The organism is Rhodococcus sp. DK176 (assembly GCF_038447315.2).
Taxonomy (GTDB): Bacteria; Actinomycetota; Actinomycetes; order Mycobacteriales; family Mycobacteriaceae; genus Rhodococcus_F; species Rhodococcus_F jostii_A.
This window is the reverse complement of record NZ_CP118321.2, coordinates 407,670-424,538: the sequence shown is the minus strand read 5'-3', so window position 1 is coordinate 424,538 and position 16,869 is coordinate 407,670. Positions and strand designations below refer to the sequence as shown.

General features: G+C 63.4%; 17 protein-coding genes. 13 read left to right on the top strand and 4 right to left on the bottom strand.

Translation table 11 applies throughout. The features are described 5' to 3' along the window. Nucleotides 1-6: 6 nt before the first annotated feature. The 9 genes from PSR88_RS01860 to PSR88_RS01820 all read left to right on the top strand — a co-directional run bounded on the left by PSR88_RS01860 (nt 7) and on the right by PSR88_RS01820 (nt 8,303). Nucleotides 7-543 (top strand): flavin reductase family protein, encoded by a 537-nt coding sequence (locus PSR88_RS01860; protein WP_016881020.1) that lies wholly within the window; start codon nt 7-9, stop codon nt 541-543. Beyond that, nucleotides 543-1,202: a TetR/AcrR family transcriptional regulator gene (locus tag PSR88_RS01855; RefSeq protein WP_029538346.1), complete on the top strand. Its 660-nt coding sequence runs from the start codon at nt 543-545 to the stop codon at nt 1,200-1,202. Before PSR88_RS01860 ends, PSR88_RS01855 begins: the two co-directional genes overlap by 1 nt. 96 nt (nt 1,203-1,298) lie before the next feature. Then, nucleotides 1,299-2,714 (top strand): aldehyde dehydrogenase family protein, encoded by a 1,416-nt coding sequence (locus tag PSR88_RS01850; protein ID WP_020476754.1) that lies wholly within the window; start codon nt 1,299-1,301, stop codon nt 2,712-2,714. A 45-nt stretch (nt 2,715-2,759) separates the two neighbouring features. Continuing rightward, complete coding sequence (locus PSR88_RS01845) at nt 2,760-3,950, top strand: aromatic ring-hydroxylating oxygenase subunit alpha (protein WP_016881023.1); 1,191 nt, start codon at nt 2,760-2,762, stop codon at nt 3,948-3,950. An 86-nt stretch (nt 3,951-4,036) separates the two neighbouring features. Further along, on the top strand, nt 4,037-5,386 hold the full coding sequence (locus PSR88_RS01840) for an MFS transporter (protein ID WP_029538349.1): 1,350 nt from the start codon (nt 4,037-4,039) through the stop codon (nt 5,384-5,386). A 169-nt stretch (nt 5,387-5,555) separates the two neighbouring features. After that, nucleotides 5,556-5,708: a DUF1059 domain-containing protein gene (locus PSR88_RS01835; RefSeq protein WP_411755662.1), complete on the top strand. Its 153-nt coding sequence runs from the start codon at nt 5,556-5,558 to the stop codon at nt 5,706-5,708. Between the two features lie 106 nt (nt 5,709-5,814). Further along, nucleotides 5,815-6,696, top strand: a complete 882-nt coding sequence (locus PSR88_RS01830; protein ID WP_011593652.1) for an SDR family NAD(P)-dependent oxidoreductase — start codon at nt 5,815-5,817, stop codon at nt 6,694-6,696. Nucleotides 6,697-6,701: 5 nt separating this feature from the next. Next, nucleotides 6,702-6,929 carry a ferredoxin gene (locus tag PSR88_RS01825; RefSeq protein ID WP_016881026.1) on the top strand — a complete coding sequence of 76 codons (228 nt, stop codon included), beginning with the start codon at nt 6,702-6,704 and terminating at the stop codon, nt 6,927-6,929. Between the two features lie 174 nt (nt 6,930-7,103). Beyond that, nucleotides 7,104-8,303, top strand: coding sequence for a cytochrome P450 (locus PSR88_RS01820; RefSeq protein ID WP_016881027.1), 1,200 nt, complete (start codon nt 7,104-7,106; stop codon nt 8,301-8,303). A 95-nt stretch (nt 8,304-8,398) separates the two neighbouring features. Here the strand turns inward: PSR88_RS01820 and PSR88_RS01815 are convergent, their stop codons facing one another. Then, on the bottom strand, nt 8,399-9,568 hold the full coding sequence (locus tag PSR88_RS01815) for an aromatic ring-hydroxylating oxygenase subunit alpha (protein WP_016881028.1): 1,170 nt from the start codon (nt 9,566-9,568) through the stop codon (nt 8,399-8,401). Nucleotides 9,569-9,736: 168 nt separating this feature from the next. On the opposite strand from PSR88_RS01815, the gene PSR88_RS01810 reads away from it, so the two are divergent. From PSR88_RS01810 to PSR88_RS01800, 3 genes are all read left to right on the top strand, one after another. Then, nucleotides 9,737-10,723, top strand: coding sequence for a GNAT family N-acetyltransferase (locus PSR88_RS01810; RefSeq protein ID WP_011593648.1), 987 nt, complete (start codon nt 9,737-9,739; stop codon nt 10,721-10,723). Between the two features lie 179 nt (nt 10,724-10,902). After that, nucleotides 10,903-11,727 (top strand): mycofactocin-coupled SDR family oxidoreductase, encoded by an 825-nt coding sequence (locus PSR88_RS01805; RefSeq protein WP_016881029.1) that lies wholly within the window; start codon nt 10,903-10,905, stop codon nt 11,725-11,727. A gap of 19 nt (nt 11,728-11,746) precedes the next feature. Beyond that, nucleotides 11,747-13,246: an aldehyde dehydrogenase gene (locus tag PSR88_RS01800; RefSeq protein ID WP_011593646.1), complete on the top strand. Its 1,500-nt coding sequence runs from the start codon at nt 11,747-11,749 to the stop codon at nt 13,244-13,246. A gap of 102 nt (nt 13,247-13,348) precedes the next feature. On the opposite strand, the gene PSR88_RS01795 is transcribed toward PSR88_RS01800, so the two are convergent. The 3 genes from PSR88_RS01795 to PSR88_RS01785 form a co-directional block, all read right to left on the bottom strand. Then, nucleotides 13,349-14,020: a TetR family transcriptional regulator gene (locus PSR88_RS01795; protein WP_011593645.1), complete on the bottom strand. Its 672-nt coding sequence runs from the start codon at nt 14,018-14,020 to the stop codon at nt 13,349-13,351. Nucleotides 14,021-14,105: 85 nt separating this feature from the next. After that, entirely contained in the window at nt 14,106-14,969 is an 864-nt protein-coding gene (locus PSR88_RS01790) for an alpha/beta fold hydrolase (protein ID WP_016881030.1), read from the bottom strand. 27 nt (nt 14,970-14,996) lie between these two features. Beyond that, entirely contained in the window at nt 14,997-15,788 is a 792-nt protein-coding gene (locus PSR88_RS01785; protein ID WP_011593643.1) for an SDR family NAD(P)-dependent oxidoreductase, read from the bottom strand. A 107-nt stretch (nt 15,789-15,895) separates the two neighbouring features. On the opposite strand from PSR88_RS01785, the gene PSR88_RS01780 reads away from it, so the two are divergent. After that, nucleotides 15,896-16,858, top strand: a complete 963-nt coding sequence (locus tag PSR88_RS01780; RefSeq protein ID WP_011593642.1) for a PDR/VanB family oxidoreductase — start codon at nt 15,896-15,898, stop codon at nt 16,856-16,858. The last annotated feature ends 11 nt before the right edge of the window (nt 16,859-16,869 follow it).

Here is a 16,869-nt window from a genome sequence, read left to right as displayed (position 1 = left end):
CCATACGTGTCGACACGATCGGACAGCAGCACACAATCGGCTGTGAACATGCGGGCGCTTCGCGACGTTCTGGGACACTTCTGTTCCGGCGTGACGGTGGTGACGGCGATGGTGGGCGAGGAACCGGCCGGGTTCACCTGCCAGTCGTTTTCGGCATTGTCGCTGGATCCGCCCCAGGTCTTGCTGTGCCCGAGTCGGCGTTCGACGAGCTGGCCGACGATCCGTACCGCCGAGACATTCTGTATCAACGTTCTTTCCTCGGGTCAACGCGATCTCAGCGACAGCTTCGCGAAATCGGGCGGACCCAAATTCAACGGAGTGCAGTGGCGACCGGCCGAGCGCGGCGCGCCGATTCTCGAGGGGGTGGCTGCGTGGTTCGAGGTGGCGCTCACTGCGGAGCACGACGGTGGAGATCACCTCATCGCCGTTGCCGACATGCTCGATTTCGGGTCCGATCCGGCGACGGAGCCATTGGTTTTCCATCGGAGCCGATACGGCGGGGTCGTGGAGCTGAGTCTCGGGTCGATCGAAAGTGGGACATGATGGGGAGACCGGCAAAGCCTTTGATCAGCCGGAGTGCGACCATCGCGGCAAGCATCGAGATCATCGACACCGAAGGCATAGATGCGTTCAGTCTGCCGCGCGTGGCCAAACAGCTGAACGTAAGTACCTCCTCGCTGTACCACCACTTCGCTGATCGTCGTGAGCTCATGACAGAGGTGGCGAAGGAGCTGATGACCGGGGCGACGGTGCCCGAGTCTTCGTCGGGTACGGACTGGGTGGAGTGGTTCGTCGAACTCAGCCTCAATTATCGCGACGCCATCCTTCGTCATCCCAATGCCGCTCTCGTGTTGGTGCAGTTCCTTCCTCGTGATGTCCTGACCCGAACGTATGAACGGTGTGCGCGAATCCTCGAGGACGGGGGCGTTCCGGCGCAACTCCATGTGGTGATACTGGACGGGTTGGAGAAGCTCGCTCTTGCAACCACTCTGAGCGATCTCATGCGCGATCCGGTCGGTAGCACAGAGGTCTTCCCGAAGGTCGATGAGCGTAGACACCCGACCCTCGCCCACGCGCTCGAGGCCAACCAGTGGTCGTCGCGTGAGCTTTTCGTAGTCACCATCCGCGGATTCCTTGCCGGGGTGCTGGGTCTAGCCGCGACGCCGGTAAGTGACGAAAGCCTGCGAGAACTGCTCGGATAATGAGTCTGGAGTCTCTGCACTGTAGTGCTTTTCGGTGTTCGAGCGACTCGAGGCACCGGCAAATTGCATCAATTCAATTCTACGGAGAGAATCATCGTGAGTTTGGAACTGTATGTGGACGGCAAGTGGATTGCCTCCACGAGCACGGAGAGAATCGACGTCGTCAACCCGACCACCGAAGAGCGCATCGGAAGCGTCCCCGCCGGAGCTGCCGAGGATGTCGACATGGCGGTCGCTGCCGCACGGCGGGCCTTGGGCCAGTGGTCGCAGACCGCCCCGCACACGCGGGCCGAGTTCGTGTCGCATCTGGCCGACGAACTCGAGCGGCGACAGGACGACATCACTGACATCGTCGTCGCCGAGGTCGGCACCCCACGCAGGGTCGCTCGGTGGGCCCAGGTCGGACTGGGCATCGTCGATCTGCGGGAGGCAGTGACCGCGGCGAAGGACTTCCCGTGGGAAGAACCGCTCCGCAACTCCCTTATCGTGCGTGAGCCGGTCGGCGTGATCGGGTGTATCACGCCCTGGAACTACCCGCTGCACCAGATCACCGCCAAGATCGGCGCTGCGCTCGTGGCCGGGTGCACGGTGGTCGTCAAGGCCAGCGAGGTTGCTCCGTTCACTGCCCACGCTCTGGCAGAGGCGGTCGAAGCGGTCGGGATCCCGGCCGGAGTTTTCAATATGGTGCACGGCTACGGTCCGATTGTGGGTGAGGCCATCGCCGTTCACCCGGACATCGACATGGTCAGCTTCACCGGATCGAACTCGGTCGGTAAGCGAGTGCTGGAACTGGCCGCTGGGACCGTCAAGCGAGTGTCGGTCGAGCTGGGCGGCAAAAGCGCCGCGGTGCTACTCGACGATCTCGATGTCGAGGAGTTCGCGAAGGCCGTGCCGCACACCGTGCGCGCCTGCTACATGAACGGCGGGCAGTCCTGCAACGCGCAGACTCGCCTGCTCGTACCGCGCTCGCGCCTGTCCGAGGCGGAGACGCTCGCCGCACAGGCGGTGGCGGCGTATGCCCCGGGAGATCCCACCGGCGGCAACACGAAGCTTGGACCCATGGTGACCGCAGCTCAGCGCGAGCGGGTGCTCGGCTACATTCGTGCGGGCGTCAAGGAGGGCGCGAAGCTTGTCGCCGGCTCGGTCGACGCACCGGCCCGTACCGGATTCTTCGTCGAACCCACAGTGTTTTCCGAGGTGGACCCGGACAGCACGATCGCCCAGGAGGAAATCTTCGGTCCGGTGCTGTCGATCATCGCGTACGACACGACCGAGCACGCGATCGAAATCGCGAACGGCACGATTTTCGGTATTGCCGGCGCCGTGTGGTCCGCCGACGCCGAGCGCGCGAAGTCGGTGGCGCGCAGACTGCGTGCAACGCAGATCGAGGTCAACGGTGGAAAGTTCAATGGCGCCGCACCGTTCGGCGGATTCAATCAATCCGGCCACGGGCGTGAGGGCGGGGCATTCGGCCTCGAAGAGTTTGTCGAAATCAAGAGTCTGCAGCTTTAGCGACGTTCTTGTGGGCCCGCAGCGGTCCCCGAAGGAGTGAGCACGATGGTCTACACCGACCTGCCGTACGACGAGGCGACGAAAGCGGGTTTTGCCCGGGCGATGTTCGATCACCTCGACAACGGCACCACCGATATGGCACCGGAAATTCTCGAGGTCGATCCGCGCGTCTACACCGATCCGGAGCTGGCGGCGCGGGAGCGCAGAGAACTGTTCGGGTACGTGCCGATCATCGCGGCACACAGCACCGAACTGCCCGGAAACAACGACTTTGCGACCGTCCAGCTGCCGAACAACGAAGTTGTTCTCGTTCGGCAGGCGGACGGGAGAGTGCGCGGCTTCGTGAACACCTGCCGGCATCGAGGAGCGCAGCTCGTTCCCGAGGAGAAGGGTTCGAAGCGAATCTTTTCGTGCCGCTACCACGGGTGGGCGTATGGCAGCGATGGCAGGCTGCGGTCGATTGCGGACGAGCACACGTTCGGGACGGTCGATCGTAGTTGCATGAGCCTGCTGGAGGTTCCGGTCGAGGAACGGCACGGTTTCGTCTGGGTCATCGACTCCGCCGCGGGTGATCGCGAGATCGACATCGCGGAGTGGCTCGGCCGAGAGTTCGACGAGTCTCTCGCCGCCATGGATATGGACAAGTACCACTGCCATATCGCCCAGAACTTCGATGTGGACATCAACTGGAAGGTGTTGATGGACGCCTTCCTCGACGGCTACCACATCACCTCGACCCACGCCGGAACCGTTGCCCCGTACTTCTACAACAACGCGCAGGCGTGGGAACCGATGGGCAGGCACGGACGAATGGTCACCGCTCGCAAGAGCATCGACTCGGTGCGAGATGTGGCACCCGACGATGCCCCCATCGATCGGCATATCACCGTGGCGCACTTTCTGATGCCCAATATGTCGGTGCTCCGTCAACCGGATCATCTGGAGGTGCTCAACTTCGTCCCCACCCCGGGCACAGCCGTCAGGACTCGGATGCAGATGCGTTTGCTCACTCGGGAGCCGGTGGTAACGGACGAGCAGAAGGCGCGGTGGGACAAGAACTGGAAAATTCTCACGGCCGTGCTACGTGACGAGGACCTCGTGGTCAACGAGGGCGTACAGAAGTCCGTCGCGAATACAGATGTCGGACCCCTCTATTTCGGACGCAACGAGATTGCCAATCAGCACTTCCACCAATGGATGGGGCGCGCGTTCGCGGATCCGCGCAAGTGGGGCTGAGCTCCATTGCACCCATGGTGTGAACACGCGCCATCCGTGCAGTCACAAATACCGAACCCCGATACTAAGACCGAAGGAACCCCAACATGTCGCAGATTTCTGTCCCGGGGAAGGAAAGGGCCGTCTCGGGTGCTCGATCCGTGGTCCTCACCTGCTTGGCCATCACCATCCTCGATGGTGTCGACCTCATCATGTTCGGCGCGGTCCTGCCGACGTTGCTCGAACTGGAACAGTGGGGGATCACCACTGGATCGGCGGGGTTGATCGGCAGCCTGTCCCTGTTCGGAATGATGGCCGGAGCGATGCTGGCCGGCTACATCACAGATCGCATCGGGCGACGACCCGTGGTACTTGCATGCATCGTGAGCTTCAGCCTGTTCACCGGGCTGTGCGCCATTGCGCCGAACCTGGAATCGTTCGGCCTGTTCAGACTGCTGGCCGGCATCGGCTTCGGCGGAGCACTTCCCACCTTGATCGCGCTCACCCAGGAATACGTCAAGGTCGACCGGCGGCAGTTCTACAACGGTGTGATTCAAACCGGTTTTCCTATCGGAGGGTGCGTCGTCGCGATTGCCGCCATTTTCATAATCCCTGCCTTCGGCTGGAAATCGATGTTCGCAGTGGGCGGCCTTCTGGGTGTCGTGTTGTTCGTCATCGCGTACCGAAAGCTGCCCGAATCGATTGCCTTCCTCGCAAGCAAGGGTCGGCACGACGAGGCCCGCGAACTGGCACAGCGCTATTCCATCGATGCCGGCGCCGAATCCGGCATGGCACTCGAGAAGTCGAAAAGTGGGAGTACCGGCTCCCCATCGGGACTGCGGCTCTTGTTCGCCCCCGGCTACAGGATCGCGACGATCATGTTCCCGCTCATCACCTTCTTCGGTCTTCTCGTCTCGTACGGCATGAACACCTGGATTCCTCAGATGCTGAGGTCGTCCGGCTATGACCTCGGGTCTGCGTTGACGTTCCTGCTCGCCTTCAACATCGGCAGCGGGTTCGGCATGGTGGTTATTACCGGTCTTGCGGATCGGCTGGGATCGCGTCCCGTCATTTCCGTGAGCTTCGTCTTCGGGGCGCTCGCAGTGTCCGCCCTGACTCTGCAGCCGGCGCAGGCACTCGTGTTCGGACTGGTTCTCCTGATCGGCTTCTGTGCCTCGTCGACGACGGGCGTCTACGGATTCGTCGGAGTCTTCTACCCGGCGGCCGCGCGTGGCACGGCGCTCGGGCTGGCAGTGGGTCTCGGCCGGCTCGGCGGTGTCTGCGGTCCCATACTCACCGGAATGATCATGAGCTCTGCACTCGGAGCCGACTGGGCCTTCTACGCCTTTGCGTTCGCCGGAGTGGCTGCCGCAGTGCTGGTGTCGTTGGTTCCGCGGAAGAACAAGGCCGCGTCCGAGACGGACGTGTCTGTAGAGAAGGCCACGGAGCCCGCCTGATCACGATTGTTCCCGATGTGATCGAGTCGACGCGGGGGTTGTGAAACCTATGCGCATTAGTTAATGTGATGTGACGTCGACCACGTTCCTCGACGCGCTACCGAACTTCTCGGTCGCCGACGTGCTGTGAGCGTCCGACCGCACGAGAGGCGCAGAAAGGCTGACCGAGATGAGAATGAAGACAAGACTGAGCTGTCCGTGTGGCGCCGCGATCACCGGCAGCGACGAAGACGACCTGGTGGTGAAAACCCAGGAGCATTTGAGCGAGTCACATCCGGGCATGGAGTACTCACGCGAAGAAATTCTATTCATCGCGTACTGACACCGCTGTATGTGCGATACAGAGCTGCTCGGTGCCATCCCTGTCATCCCGCTGTCCGACGACAGCTTCCATTCGTCCGAACACATTCCCGAATACAGGAGACTTCATGAAACTCGAAGGTAAGGTTGCGCTGATCACCGGTGCCGGTTCCGGCCTGGGACGCGAGGCGTCGCAGCTGTTCGCCGCGGAGGGCGCGAAGGTCGCCGTGGTCGATATCGATCCGGAGCGCGCCAAGGGCACGGTCGAGCTGGTCGAAAAGCAAGGCGGTTCGGCGATCGCGGTCACCGCCGATGTGCGAGTCGAGCAGCAGGTGGTCGAGGCGGTGGCAGCCACCGTGGCCGCGTTCGGCAAGCTCGACATCGCGTGGGCTAATGCAGGCATCATTTCGCGTGGTGGCGTGCCGTCCGTCGCCGGTGGCGAGCAGGTCGAGTTCCAGGACCTGACGGACGCTGATTGGCAGGACGTCATCGGCGTCAACCTGTCTGGCGTGTTCTACACGGCGAAGGCTGCGGTGCCGGCGCTGCGGGCCAACGGTGGTGGTGTCATTCTGGCGACGTCGTCGGCGGCGTCGTTCGTGGCGTATCACAGCATCGCGGCGTATTCTGCGACGAAAGCCGGTGTGAACGGTATGGTTCGGGCCCTGAGCCTGGATCTCGGCAAGTATGGGATCCGCGTCAATGCGATCGCGCCGACACACGGAATGTCGCCGAACTTCCTCGCCCCCGCCGGTACGCCGGTCGTCGGCCAGTCCTATGAGGAAGCCGCGGGTCCGTGGGAGCCGAGCGTGTCGCCGATTCCGCTCAAGGTCAATCGTCCGCCGTCGCTGAAGGACAATGCTCGAGCAGCGCTCTTCCTGGTCTCGGATGAGTCCGCGTACATCTCGGGTGTCACGCTGCCGACGACCGATGGCGGCACGTTGTCGCGTGTGGCCATGATGTTCCCCGAAGACGGGAACAACCCTCCGCCGATGGTCACCGGCGAAGAGTAACGATCATGACTGACCACGACTCGAAAACGGAATACGGTACGCGCCGCCTCGTCGTGGATCGGTCGGTGTGCGCGGGACACGGTTTGTGTTACAGCCGTTCCCCCGAGGTCGTCGACTGTGACGATTCCGGGTACCCGGTGATCCTTCAGGACGCACTCGCGCTCGACGAGCACATCGCCGCGGCCGAGGAGGCCGTCGCGGTGTGCCCCGAACGAGCGTTGACTCTCGAATAATACTGTGGGAACGCATCTGCTACGAAGGCGGACGGCATGACCGACAGATCCTCGATATTTCCGTGCCATCCGAACGGCGCGTCGATCGCTCACGAACTACGTGGACGCTCGACGCGCCGAGTGGCTTTCGAAGGGTGTTCTGCCTTGACAACTCATGACATCGCAACGGATTTGATGGTTGATTTCGACGTCTACGACCCGGCTCTTGCCGCGCCGGTCGACGTCTTCCAGGCGAAGGCCGCCGGACTCCGCGCCCGCGGTCCGATCCTCTATTCGCCGCACTACGGTGGGCACTGGATTGTCACGCGTTACGACGACATCTTTCGCATTCTGCGTGATGCCGAGACTTTCTCCAGCTATCCGAACAATCTTGTCGACGCCGGGCAGGGCAAGTTCATTCCCGTCGAGATCGACCCGCCTGAGCACACGCAGTACCGGCAGGCACTCCAGCCCTTGTTCGGTCCGGCGCGGATGAAGGAGCTCGAGCCGAAGATCCGCGAGATCATCAACGAACTGATCGACGGCTTCGCGTCCTCCGGCCGATGTGAATTCGTCGCCGAGTTTGCGCACGCGCTGCCAACCCGTGTCTTCCTCACCTTGATGGGCTGGCCACTCTACGACGCCGAACGCTTCACTGAATGGACGGACATTGCGCTGCAGGGAATTCCGGGCGCCGGCGAGGAGGAGTCCGCTCGCGCTCGGGCGGAGGCGGCAACGAACGTGTTCGAGTATTTCGGTGCGTTCGTGGATAGGGTGCGTTCGGGTCAGGAAGATGGCGAAAGCGTCACCGCGCAGATCATCAACACACCGATCCGGATGGATGGCGCCGAGCGGTACCTGACGGACGAGGAACTGCGTCGCATGTTCTTCCTGCTGCTCATCGCGGGACTGCACACCGTGCAGGGTTCACTCGGCTGGGCCATGGTCCATCTGGCGAACAATCCGGCGCAACGCAACGCCCTGATCGAGGACACCAGTCTGGTGCCGGATGCAGTGGAAGAGATCCTTCGTATCGAGGCCGCGGTCAGCATGGGTCGTCGAGCTACGCGCGATGTCGAGATCGCCGGTGTGAAGGTCGAGGCCGGTGACCAGCTGCTGTTACTGCTCTGTTCGGCGAACCGCGACGATACCGAGTTCGACGATCCGGATGCTTTCGAGATCGACCGAGGTTCGAGCAGGCACCTGTCGTTCGGAGCGGGCCCGCATCGGTGCCTGGGGTCGCACTTGGCGCGACTCGAACTGACACTGGCAATGGAGGAGATTCACCGCCGGATTCCGGATTATGCGTTGGTCGAGAGTGATCCACCGCTGATGCATGGCACGTCTGTGCGTGGCTGTGTACGTCTACCGCTCACGTTCACTCCGGAACTGTGAGTTGAGGTGAGGAAGGGGACCCGATCGTGATCGGGTCCCCTTCGTGAAAGTGTGGGAACCTGTGTCCGCAGTTCCGCGAGTGTTGAGCCCAGATATCAGCTCTCGTTGACGAGTTTCTGAATTGCGCGGCGGAAGACCTGGTTGGCGACTTCGTTGCGGCCGAGGAGCATGTTGCCGGCGCTTGCGCTGTCCATGGCAACCTGTGAGCCTCGCAAGATCGGGAAGTCCTCGTTGTGGAGCACTGCTACCAGAATCTCGACGTTCTTGTCCCAGATCCGGTTCCAGCGTTCCTCCGTCAAGCCGCTCTCTTCGAGCGTAGGCGCGACCAGACGAATCTCCATGTGGCAGCGCTGCGGATCACTGCGGTGAGGGCGGAAGGTGAGCAGCTGGAAATGGTCGGGTTGTTTGAGCAACGTACTGTTGGGTCCCACCAGGTGGCTCTCCGTGATGTGCTCGGCGAGACTGCGATCGCCGGGGTCCTCTTCGATCCATCGGTCGATGGTCTTGCGGAGATTGAGGAACCGGCAGTGGTTTCCGAAGTCCTCGAAGGCCATGACGTTGGTGTGGATGTGCTTCGCGGCGGTGTTGGGGTGCGCGTACTGGATGTGGTAACCGTCGAGGAACGCGTCCTGCATCAACTTCCAGTTGATGGGCTCGTCGAAGCGTTGAACCCGAGTAGTCACCATCTTGTCCAGGCCGTAGGACCCCATGATCGAGTCCATGTCGGGGCCGAGCCAGTCGGCGACATCGATGGTTGCGTCGGCGTCGTCGACCACCCAGACGAACCCGTGCCGCTCTTCGGTGGGTAGTTGGACGAGGTTGCGTTCGGAGCGGTCGGCATCACCGAACGTGTTGTCGCGGGTGATGGTGCGCAGGCTGCCGTCGGTATCGTACGACCAGCGGTGGTACGGGCAGGAGAACAGGCGGCAGCGACCCTTCTCCTCCTTCTCGACCATGGCCCCGCGATGACGGCACTGGTTCACGAGGGTTTTGACGCTGCCATCGCGCTGGCGGACGATGATGACGTTGTTTCGCGGTAACTGCAGGGTGACGAAATCTCCTGCGCGGGGGATCTCGGAGCCGTGGATGATGATCGACGGAACCCGGCCGAATACACGCTCACGTTCGATCCTGGCGATGTCCGGATCGGTGAACTCGACGGGTTCGAACCACGTGACGTGCTCGAACTCGTCGGTGGTGTCGTTGCGCAGATGGTCGAGCGCGCGACGGATGCGTTCCTCGCGGGGGATTCCGACCTCTGTCATGGCTGCCCTCCAGGCTGTGATGCGGTGCGAATCGATGAATTAAACCTAACTTATATAGATTTAGCTGTAAACCCCGGGTTGCGTCCTCGGGCAGGTGTCGACCATTGCGGTTCTATACCGATTGGCATTAGATTTATGAGTACGAACCGGCAGATGAGGAGCGAACGAATGATCTCGTATCAGTGGTGTTCGGAACTGGATTCCGGCGATCGGGACGAGGTGCTGGCGCTTGTCGCGGCGGCCGCCGACTACGACGACGAGGCGGGCTTCTCCTCGATCAATCCCGGCGATGTGACCTCGACGAGCCGTAACGGTGTGCGGGTCTACCACCTGCCGATCACGGCGCGCAGAGATCTGAGTGCTCGCGACGATGCTCCGCTGGTGGTTGTGGCGTATCTGCATCTGCAGGTCGACGACGGGGGGCTGGGTACCGCGCAGTTCGTGGTTCACCCCGACTATCGGTCGCGAGGGATCGCGACGATGCTCGTCGAGGAGGTCGGTCTGGACACGACGGTGAACGGTGGCTGGGAAGGCACTGGCGCTGTGGCCCTGCGCTGCTGGGCGTACGGCACTCACCCCGCGTCCGAGCGCCTCACGCGCCGGTTCGGCGTCGCGCCGGTGAGCAGGTTGTGGACGCTGTTCCGTCACCTGTCTGGGCCGTTCGCGAGCCCGCTCGACGACGTCTCGGTCCCCGGAGGCATCACGCTCGCCGAAGCGCGCCCACTCGAAGATTCGATGGCGTCGAAGTCGATCGAGGAAGTGCTGGATGCGGCCGCGCTGGTGCCGGCGCAGCGGGAACGCCTCGCCGACGAGATTCGTCTCGGGGCCGGCACCGTGGTCGTCGCAACAGATTCTTCGGGAGCATCTCTCGGATTCGTCTGGTTCGACTCGGCGCTGTCCACGCACCTCGAACTCGACGCGGCGTCGGTCCGGGCGCTGGTGCTCACCGAGGCCGCGAGGCGGGAAGGCTTGGGCACCACGCTGCTCGTGGTGGCGCTCGGGGCGCTGCGCGACGCGGGAGCGCAGATCGCCCTGATTCGTATCGACCCGGACGATGCAGGCGCGGTGCGTATGTGCCGTCTGTTGTCGTTCGAGCAGGAAGAAGAGCACTCGTGCTACCAGGTCGGGGAGTGGGCCGAAGTACCCAGCTTCTGAATGGTGTGCCGGGTGATACGAAAAACGATTCTTGTTCGGTGTTGACCTAATGGTTGTAGGCAACTACGGTCTGTGTTGTGGCTCACAGATCGTGTGCCGATTTCATTTCGATCATTCGATCACCCCGCACGTTGCCTCTGCGCACCCTAGGCGGAACCTGTACTCGGAGAGGACTATCCATGGGACGACTCGATGGCAAGGTCGCATTCATCACCGGCGCGGCGCGTGGTCAGGGCAGGTCGCATGCCGTCCGGCTCGCGGAGGAAGGTGCGTCCATCATCGCGGTGGACATTTGCGACCAGATTCCGACCGTGTTCTACCCGATGGCGACCGCCGACGATCTCGCAGAAACCGAACGCCTCGTGAAGGAGGCCGGAGGCGCCATCGTTGCGTTGGTTGGCGACGTCCGCAAGCTCGAAGACGTCCAAGCTGCGTACGACGCGGGTATCGCACAGTTCGGCAAGGTGGACATCGTACTGCCGAACGCCGGCATCATGCCCGTCATCGGACCGGGCGAGCAGCGGCAGGCCTGGCACGACGCGATCGACACCATGCTCACCGGTGTGTGGCACGTGCTCGACGTGACCGTGCCGAATCTCGTCGAACGGGGTGAGGGTGGCTCGATCATCATCACCAGCTCGGCCGCCGGCCTGACGAGCATCGGTCTCAACACCTTGCCTGGCCAAGCCGGGTACAGCGCGGCCAAGCACGGTGTCGTCGGCCTCATGCGGCTGTATGCGAAACAACTCGCGCCCCACAGCATCCGGGTCAACACCGTGCATCCGACAGGTGTGAACACTCCGATGGTCGCGAACGCCGAGTACGGCGAGTTCGTCAACGCCCACCCAGAGGTCGCCGCCGACGAGTCGTACAAGAACCCGATGCCCGTCGAGCTGATCGAGGCCGTCGACATCAGCAACGCGATCGTGTACCTCGCTTCCGACGAGGCCCGCTACGTCACCGGTGTCACATTCCCCGTCGATGCCGGCTACAACATCCGTTGAGAGCGAAGGAGCTTCACTGATGACCACGACCGAAACCGCAACCGGTACGACGACCCCGTCGATCGCCGATCGCGACCAGATCTTCCTCGGCGGCCGTTGGGTCGATTCGACCGGTGACGAATGGGTCGATGTCGTCGACTCGTTCACCGAAGAGAAGGTCGCACGTGTCCGCACCGCGACCGTCGAAGACGTCACGAAGGCGGTTGCCGCTGCGCGTGAGTCGTTCGACAGGGGTGAATGGGCGTCACGCACCATGGCCGATCGAGCGGACGTTCTCGATGCCATCGCCGACCGTCTCGAGCAGCGCGTGGACGAACTGACGCCGATCGGCGTGATCGAGGTCGGTGTGCCGGTCAGCGTCAGCCGCCCGACCCAGCAGATGACCGGCGGCCTGTTCCGGGCCGTTGCCGCGGTAGCCCGCGAGTTCGAGGTCAGCGAAGAGCGATCCCGTGCCGACGGTGGCATCTCACGCATCGTCAAGGAACCGACGGGCGTGGTCGCCGCGATCATCCCCTGGAACGGGCCGATCGGCACGATCGCGTTCAAGCTCGCGCCGGCGCTCGCCGCGGGTTGCTCGGTCGTTCTCAAGACCGCACCCGAGGCGCCGATCTCGCCGTCGGTTTTCGCGGATATCATTGCCGAGCTGGTCGCGGAAGGTCGCATTCCCGAGGGTGTAGTGAGCGTGCTGTGTGCCGACCGCGAGGTGTCGGAGTCCCTCGTGACCAACCCGGACGTCGACCACGTCACGTTCACCGGCAGTACCGCCGCGGGCCGGCGCATCATGTCCCTGGCAGGCGAGCGCATCGCACGCGTGTCGCTCGAACTCGGTGGCAAGTCCGCGGCGATCATCCTCGACGACGCAGACATCAATCACGTGCTGCAGACCCTGCCCATGGGTGGCTGCATGCAGTCCGGTCAAGCCTGCATCGCGCTGACCCGCGTGCTCGTCTCGCGCAAACGTCACGACGAGGTGGTCGAGGCACTGAAGGCCGCGTACGGATCTCTACCGATGGGCAACCCGTGGGAGCCGACCAACTTCCTCGGCCCGCTCGCCTCCAAGCGTCAGCAGGACCGCGTGCTCGGCTACATCGACATCGCGAAGGAAGACGGCGCGAAGGTTGTGCTCGGTGGTGGCCGCCCCGAAGGCCTCGATACGGGCTTCTTCGTCGCAGCCACCCTGATCGACGACGTGCAGCCGGATTCACGGATCGCGCAGGAAGAGGTCTTCGGTCCGGTCATCTCGGTGATCACCTACGAAGACGAGGAAGACGCAATCGCGATCGCCAACAACTCGGTGTACGGACTGTCGGGCGCCGTCTACACCGAGGATCTCGACCACGGTTTCGAGGTCGCGCGGCGCATCCGTACCGGGACCATCAGCGTCAACACCGCGACGATGGACTTCACCCTGCCATTCGGTGGTTACAAGCAGTCGGGCGTCGGACGGGAGGGTGGCATCGAAGGTCTCGAAGAGTTCTTCGAGACCAAGACCGTCCACCTGCCTGCTCCTGCCCAGTAGGTCTGCAGACACGGTAGGTCTGCAGAGCTTGGTGCCCCACGGATTCGATCCGTGGGGCACCGGTGCGTCGAGGGAGGTTCGCGCGAGGAACGGCGGACTCGCTCAGTTGGCCGAAACCCTCACGTTGTCGGAGGGCGCGGCATCCGTGATCGCGGTACTTTCGTTGCGCACCACGCCGTGAAGGAAACTGCGAATCATTTCCTCGAACAACTGCCGGGAGGTCATCTCGTTTGCGGCGAGAGCCTTGGACAGCAGGGGCTGCGACTCCGGGTCGACGTTCGGGAAGATCGTGGACTTGGTGCTCGGCTTGCGCATCGCCTCGGTGAGCACCGCGCCGAGCGTCAGGCGCTCCATACCGTCGAGAATCTGGACGTGCAGGTGCGCGGGCACTCCGGACTTCTCGAGAAACCGGGCGGTGTCCTCGTAGGTGCCGATCAGCAGGTCACGGGGCAGATATTGCAGCAGGATCGGCGCGGCGTTGCGGTGTTTGAGGATCGACCGGCGAAGATTCATGCTCAGCGTCACGAAGAATTCGGGCCAGTCCGGGCCGGGCTTGCGTCGCGGTAGGTTTCCGGCGCCGGCGATCTGTCGAGCGACCGCTTCGAGAATCTCCGATTTGTCGGAGAAATGATGGTAGAGCGAGGGTGCACGCACTCCGATGTGTTTAGCCAGGCGTGGCAGGCTGAACGCATCGAGTCCCTCGGAGTCGATGATCTCGATGGACGCTGCCACGGCGGCTGCGCGACTGATCAGAGGTTTCGACGGTCGGGCCATATCTCGCTTTCGGTTCGAGCAGTACGCCGGGCCTGGTCGGCACGGCAGATGGTCAGAATGGTATATGTTCCCGTCGGTCAGGTGGTCATACGGTGAGAACCGCCTCGTCGAGGAACTCCACCAAGCCTCGACTCAAGACGTCGTTGTCGTCGCCGCCCACCATGTGCCCCGCGCCGCCCACATCGATATAGCGCGACCCCGGAATCAGCTCCAGGAGTTCGCGCGCTCCTTCCGGACTGACCACATCGGACTGGGCGCCACGGATGAGTAACGTCGGGACTCTGATCGCCCGCGCCGCGGCGCGGGCACGAATTTCGCGCGCGGCCGCCGCGTCCGCCGAATTCGTCTTATCCGACAGCATTCGCGGATCCCAATGCCAGTACCAACGACCGTCGTGCTCACGCAGGTTCTTGCGCAAACCCTCCACCCGCGGCGCGCGACTCCGGTGCGGGTTGTAGTCGATCACTGCTCCGAGCGCGTCCTCGAGGCTGTCGAAGCCGGACAAACCGGCGTGCATGAATTCGGTGATCTTGGCGAGACCCTCCGGTTCGGCCTTCGGGGTGATGTCCACCAGGACCAGCGCCCGGGCAATGCCTGGTTCGTCGCCTGATGCGACAAGTGAGGCCATGCCGCCCATGGACGCTCCGACGAGCACCGGGGGTTCACCGAGGTCGGCGACGACTGCGCGAATGTCGCGAGCGTGCGCGTCGGGGCTGTAGTCGCCGTCGGTCGACCACTGGCTGTCGCCGTGGCCGCGTGCGTCGATGCAATACGCGCGCCAACTCTGCTGGGCCAGCCGTATTCCGGTGCGCTGCCACGAGTGCCTGGTTTGCCCGCCGCCGTGGAGCAGCAGGACCGTGCCTTTCGGTTCCCGCCGGGGTTCCCACAGGTCGGCGACCAGTGAAACGCCGTCGCCGCGGAGGGTGGTCACCTTGGTGGAGTACGTCATGGTTGCATGGTCCTTCGTCGTCGGGAATCAGTGTCCGGAAGTGCCGCCGTCGACGGCGAGCGTCGAGCCGGTGATGTAGCCGGAGGCGCGACTGGCGAGGAACACCACAGCTCCGTCGATCTCGCGCTGTGTCGCGGTGCGGCCGAGAGAACTGCCGCGCAGGAACTCGTCGAGCGTATCCGACGACATCTCGGAGATCAGGTCGGTCTCCACAAATCCTGGCGCGATCGCATTGACGCGGATGCCCTTTCGCTTCGACCACTGATTCGACAGGTCGCGGGTCAGGCCGATCATGCCCGCTTTACTGGCAGCGTATGCAGCTTGGGGAAGTGCCGATTTGATGAGGCCGAGCATGCTCGCGACATTGACGATGGTCGAGCCCGGGCCCATCACGCGTCCACACGCTTGCGCTGCCCAATAGCTGCCCATGAGGTTCACGTCGAGGACTGCGCGGAAGTCTTCGGGACGCTCGCGCGTCGCAGGCGCGGAGCTGGTGACTCCGGCGTTGTTGATCAGGATGTCGAGGCGGCCGAACTCGGCGACAGCGGCCTGGGCGAGCGCGTCACACTGCTCGGGCACAGTGACGTCGGTAGGTACGACCAGGCAGCGGCGACCGGTGGCCTCTACTGTCACCGCGACGGCTTCGAGGTTCTCGCGCCGGCGCGCGGCGATCACCACGTCGGCACCTGCCTCGGCGAGCGCGCGGGCGAATCCGGCGCCCAGGCCGCTGCCGGCGCCGGTCACGACAGCGACGGATCCGTCGAGTCTGAACAGGTCGAGGACCGATTCGCTCTGGTCCGGCGATGAGGTTTGGGTCATGGCGATCTCCTGTGCGCGTCGTGGGTGCCGGTGGCCGGGCTTGCGCCTCGTAAACCTAACTGCTTAAGATTATAGGGCACGTGAAGTCTATGGGAACGAGAGCGCCGATGAACGGAAGCACCAACACCGACCAACGCAAAATGCGAGTGATCGGCAAAGACGTGCTTGCTCACGGTGTCATGGCAGTTCGACTCGCGGATCCCGATGGCGGCGCCGTCCCGGCGTGGGAGCCCGGAGCGCATATCGACGTCATCATCGACAGGTCGACGGTGCGGCAGTACTCGCTGTGTGGCGACGCATCCGACACCACCTCCTTGGCGATCGCGGTGCTCCGCGAAGAGGACGGACGCGGTGGATCGCGCTGGGTGCACGACTCGCTGCAAGTCGGAGACCTGATCGCGATCGCAGGCCCGCGCAACAATTTCACCCTCGAACCCGCGCAGTCCTACCTCTTCGTCGCCGGCGGTATCGGAATTACGCCCCTGTTGCCGATGCTCCGTTCGGCCGAGGCTGCCAGCGCCGACTGGCGCCTGCTGTACGGCGGCCGAATACGCACCAGCATGGCTTTTGCCGAAGAGCTGGTCGCTCGGTACCCCGGCCGAATCGAGCTGCGACCCCAGGACGAATACGGGATCCTCGACCTTTCCGCTGCCCTCGACGCCGTCCCCGACGGCACCGCGGTGTACTGCTGCGGACCGGAGCCGCTCCTGCAGGCGATCGAAAACGAATGCCTCGCGCATCCGAACCTGAGTCTGTACGTCGAGCGGTTCGCTGCCAAGGAGCGGCCGGCCAACGCAGTCGACAGATCGTTCGCGGTCGAACTCCGGCGTGCGGGCAGGACCATCACCGTCGACGCGAACGAAAGCCTGCTGGACGCCGTACTCCGGTCCGATGTCGACGCCCCCTTCTCGTGCCGTGAGGGTACGTGCGGGACGTGCGAAACCCGAGTCCTGGAGGGCGTTCCCGAGCATCGGGACTCGATCCTCACCGAAGACGAACAGGCCGAGAACGACTGCATGATGATCTGTGTATCGCGAAGCTGCACAGCGAAACTCGTGCTCGATCTCTGACCGGCATCGCA

Excerpts from the sequence above, each read along its gene's own strand:
- PSR88_RS01855 (WP_029538346.1), top strand. The coding sequence starts at position 543 with ATGGGGAGACCGGCAAAGCCTTTGATCAGCCGGAGTGCGACCATCGCG.
- PSR88_RS01845 (WP_016881023.1), top strand. The coding sequence starts at position 2,760 with ATGGTCTACACCGACCTGCCGTACGACGAGGCGACGAAAGCGGGTTTT.
- PSR88_RS01840 (WP_029538349.1), top strand. The coding sequence starts at position 4,037 with ATGTCGCAGATTTCTGTCCCGGGGAAGGAAAGGGCCGTCTCGGGTGCT.
- PSR88_RS01835 (WP_411755662.1), top strand. The coding sequence starts at position 5,556 with ATGAGAATGAAGACAAGACTGAGCTGTCCGTGTGGCGCCGCGATCACC.
- PSR88_RS01830 (WP_011593652.1), top strand. The coding sequence starts at position 5,815 with ATGAAACTCGAAGGTAAGGTTGCGCTGATCACCGGTGCCGGTTCCGGC.
- PSR88_RS01825 (WP_016881026.1), top strand. The coding sequence starts at position 6,702 with ATGACTGACCACGACTCGAAAACGGAATACGGTACGCGCCGCCTCGTC.
- PSR88_RS01820 (WP_016881027.1), top strand. The coding sequence starts at position 7,104 with ATGGTTGATTTCGACGTCTACGACCCGGCTCTTGCCGCGCCGGTCGAC.
- PSR88_RS01815 (WP_016881028.1), bottom strand. The coding sequence starts at position 9,568 with ATGACAGAGGTCGGAATCCCCCGCGAGGAACGCATCCGTCGCGCGCTC.
- PSR88_RS01810 (WP_011593648.1), top strand. The coding sequence starts at position 9,737 with ATGATCTCGTATCAGTGGTGTTCGGAACTGGATTCCGGCGATCGGGAC.
- PSR88_RS01805 (WP_016881029.1), top strand. The coding sequence starts at position 10,903 with ATGGGACGACTCGATGGCAAGGTCGCATTCATCACCGGCGCGGCGCGT.
- PSR88_RS01800 (WP_011593646.1), top strand. The coding sequence starts at position 11,747 with ATGACCACGACCGAAACCGCAACCGGTACGACGACCCCGTCGATCGCC.
- PSR88_RS01795 (WP_011593645.1), bottom strand. The coding sequence starts at position 14,020 with ATGGCCCGACCGTCGAAACCTCTGATCAGTCGCGCAGCCGCCGTGGCA.
- PSR88_RS01790 (WP_016881030.1), bottom strand. The coding sequence starts at position 14,969 with ATGACGTACTCCACCAAGGTGACCACCCTCCGCGGCGACGGCGTTTCA.
- PSR88_RS01785 (WP_011593643.1), bottom strand. The coding sequence starts at position 15,788 with ATGACCCAAACCTCATCGCCGGACCAGAGCGAATCGGTCCTCGACCTG.
- PSR88_RS01780 (WP_011593642.1), top strand. The coding sequence starts at position 15,896 with ATGAACGGAAGCACCAACACCGACCAACGCAAAATGCGAGTGATCGGC.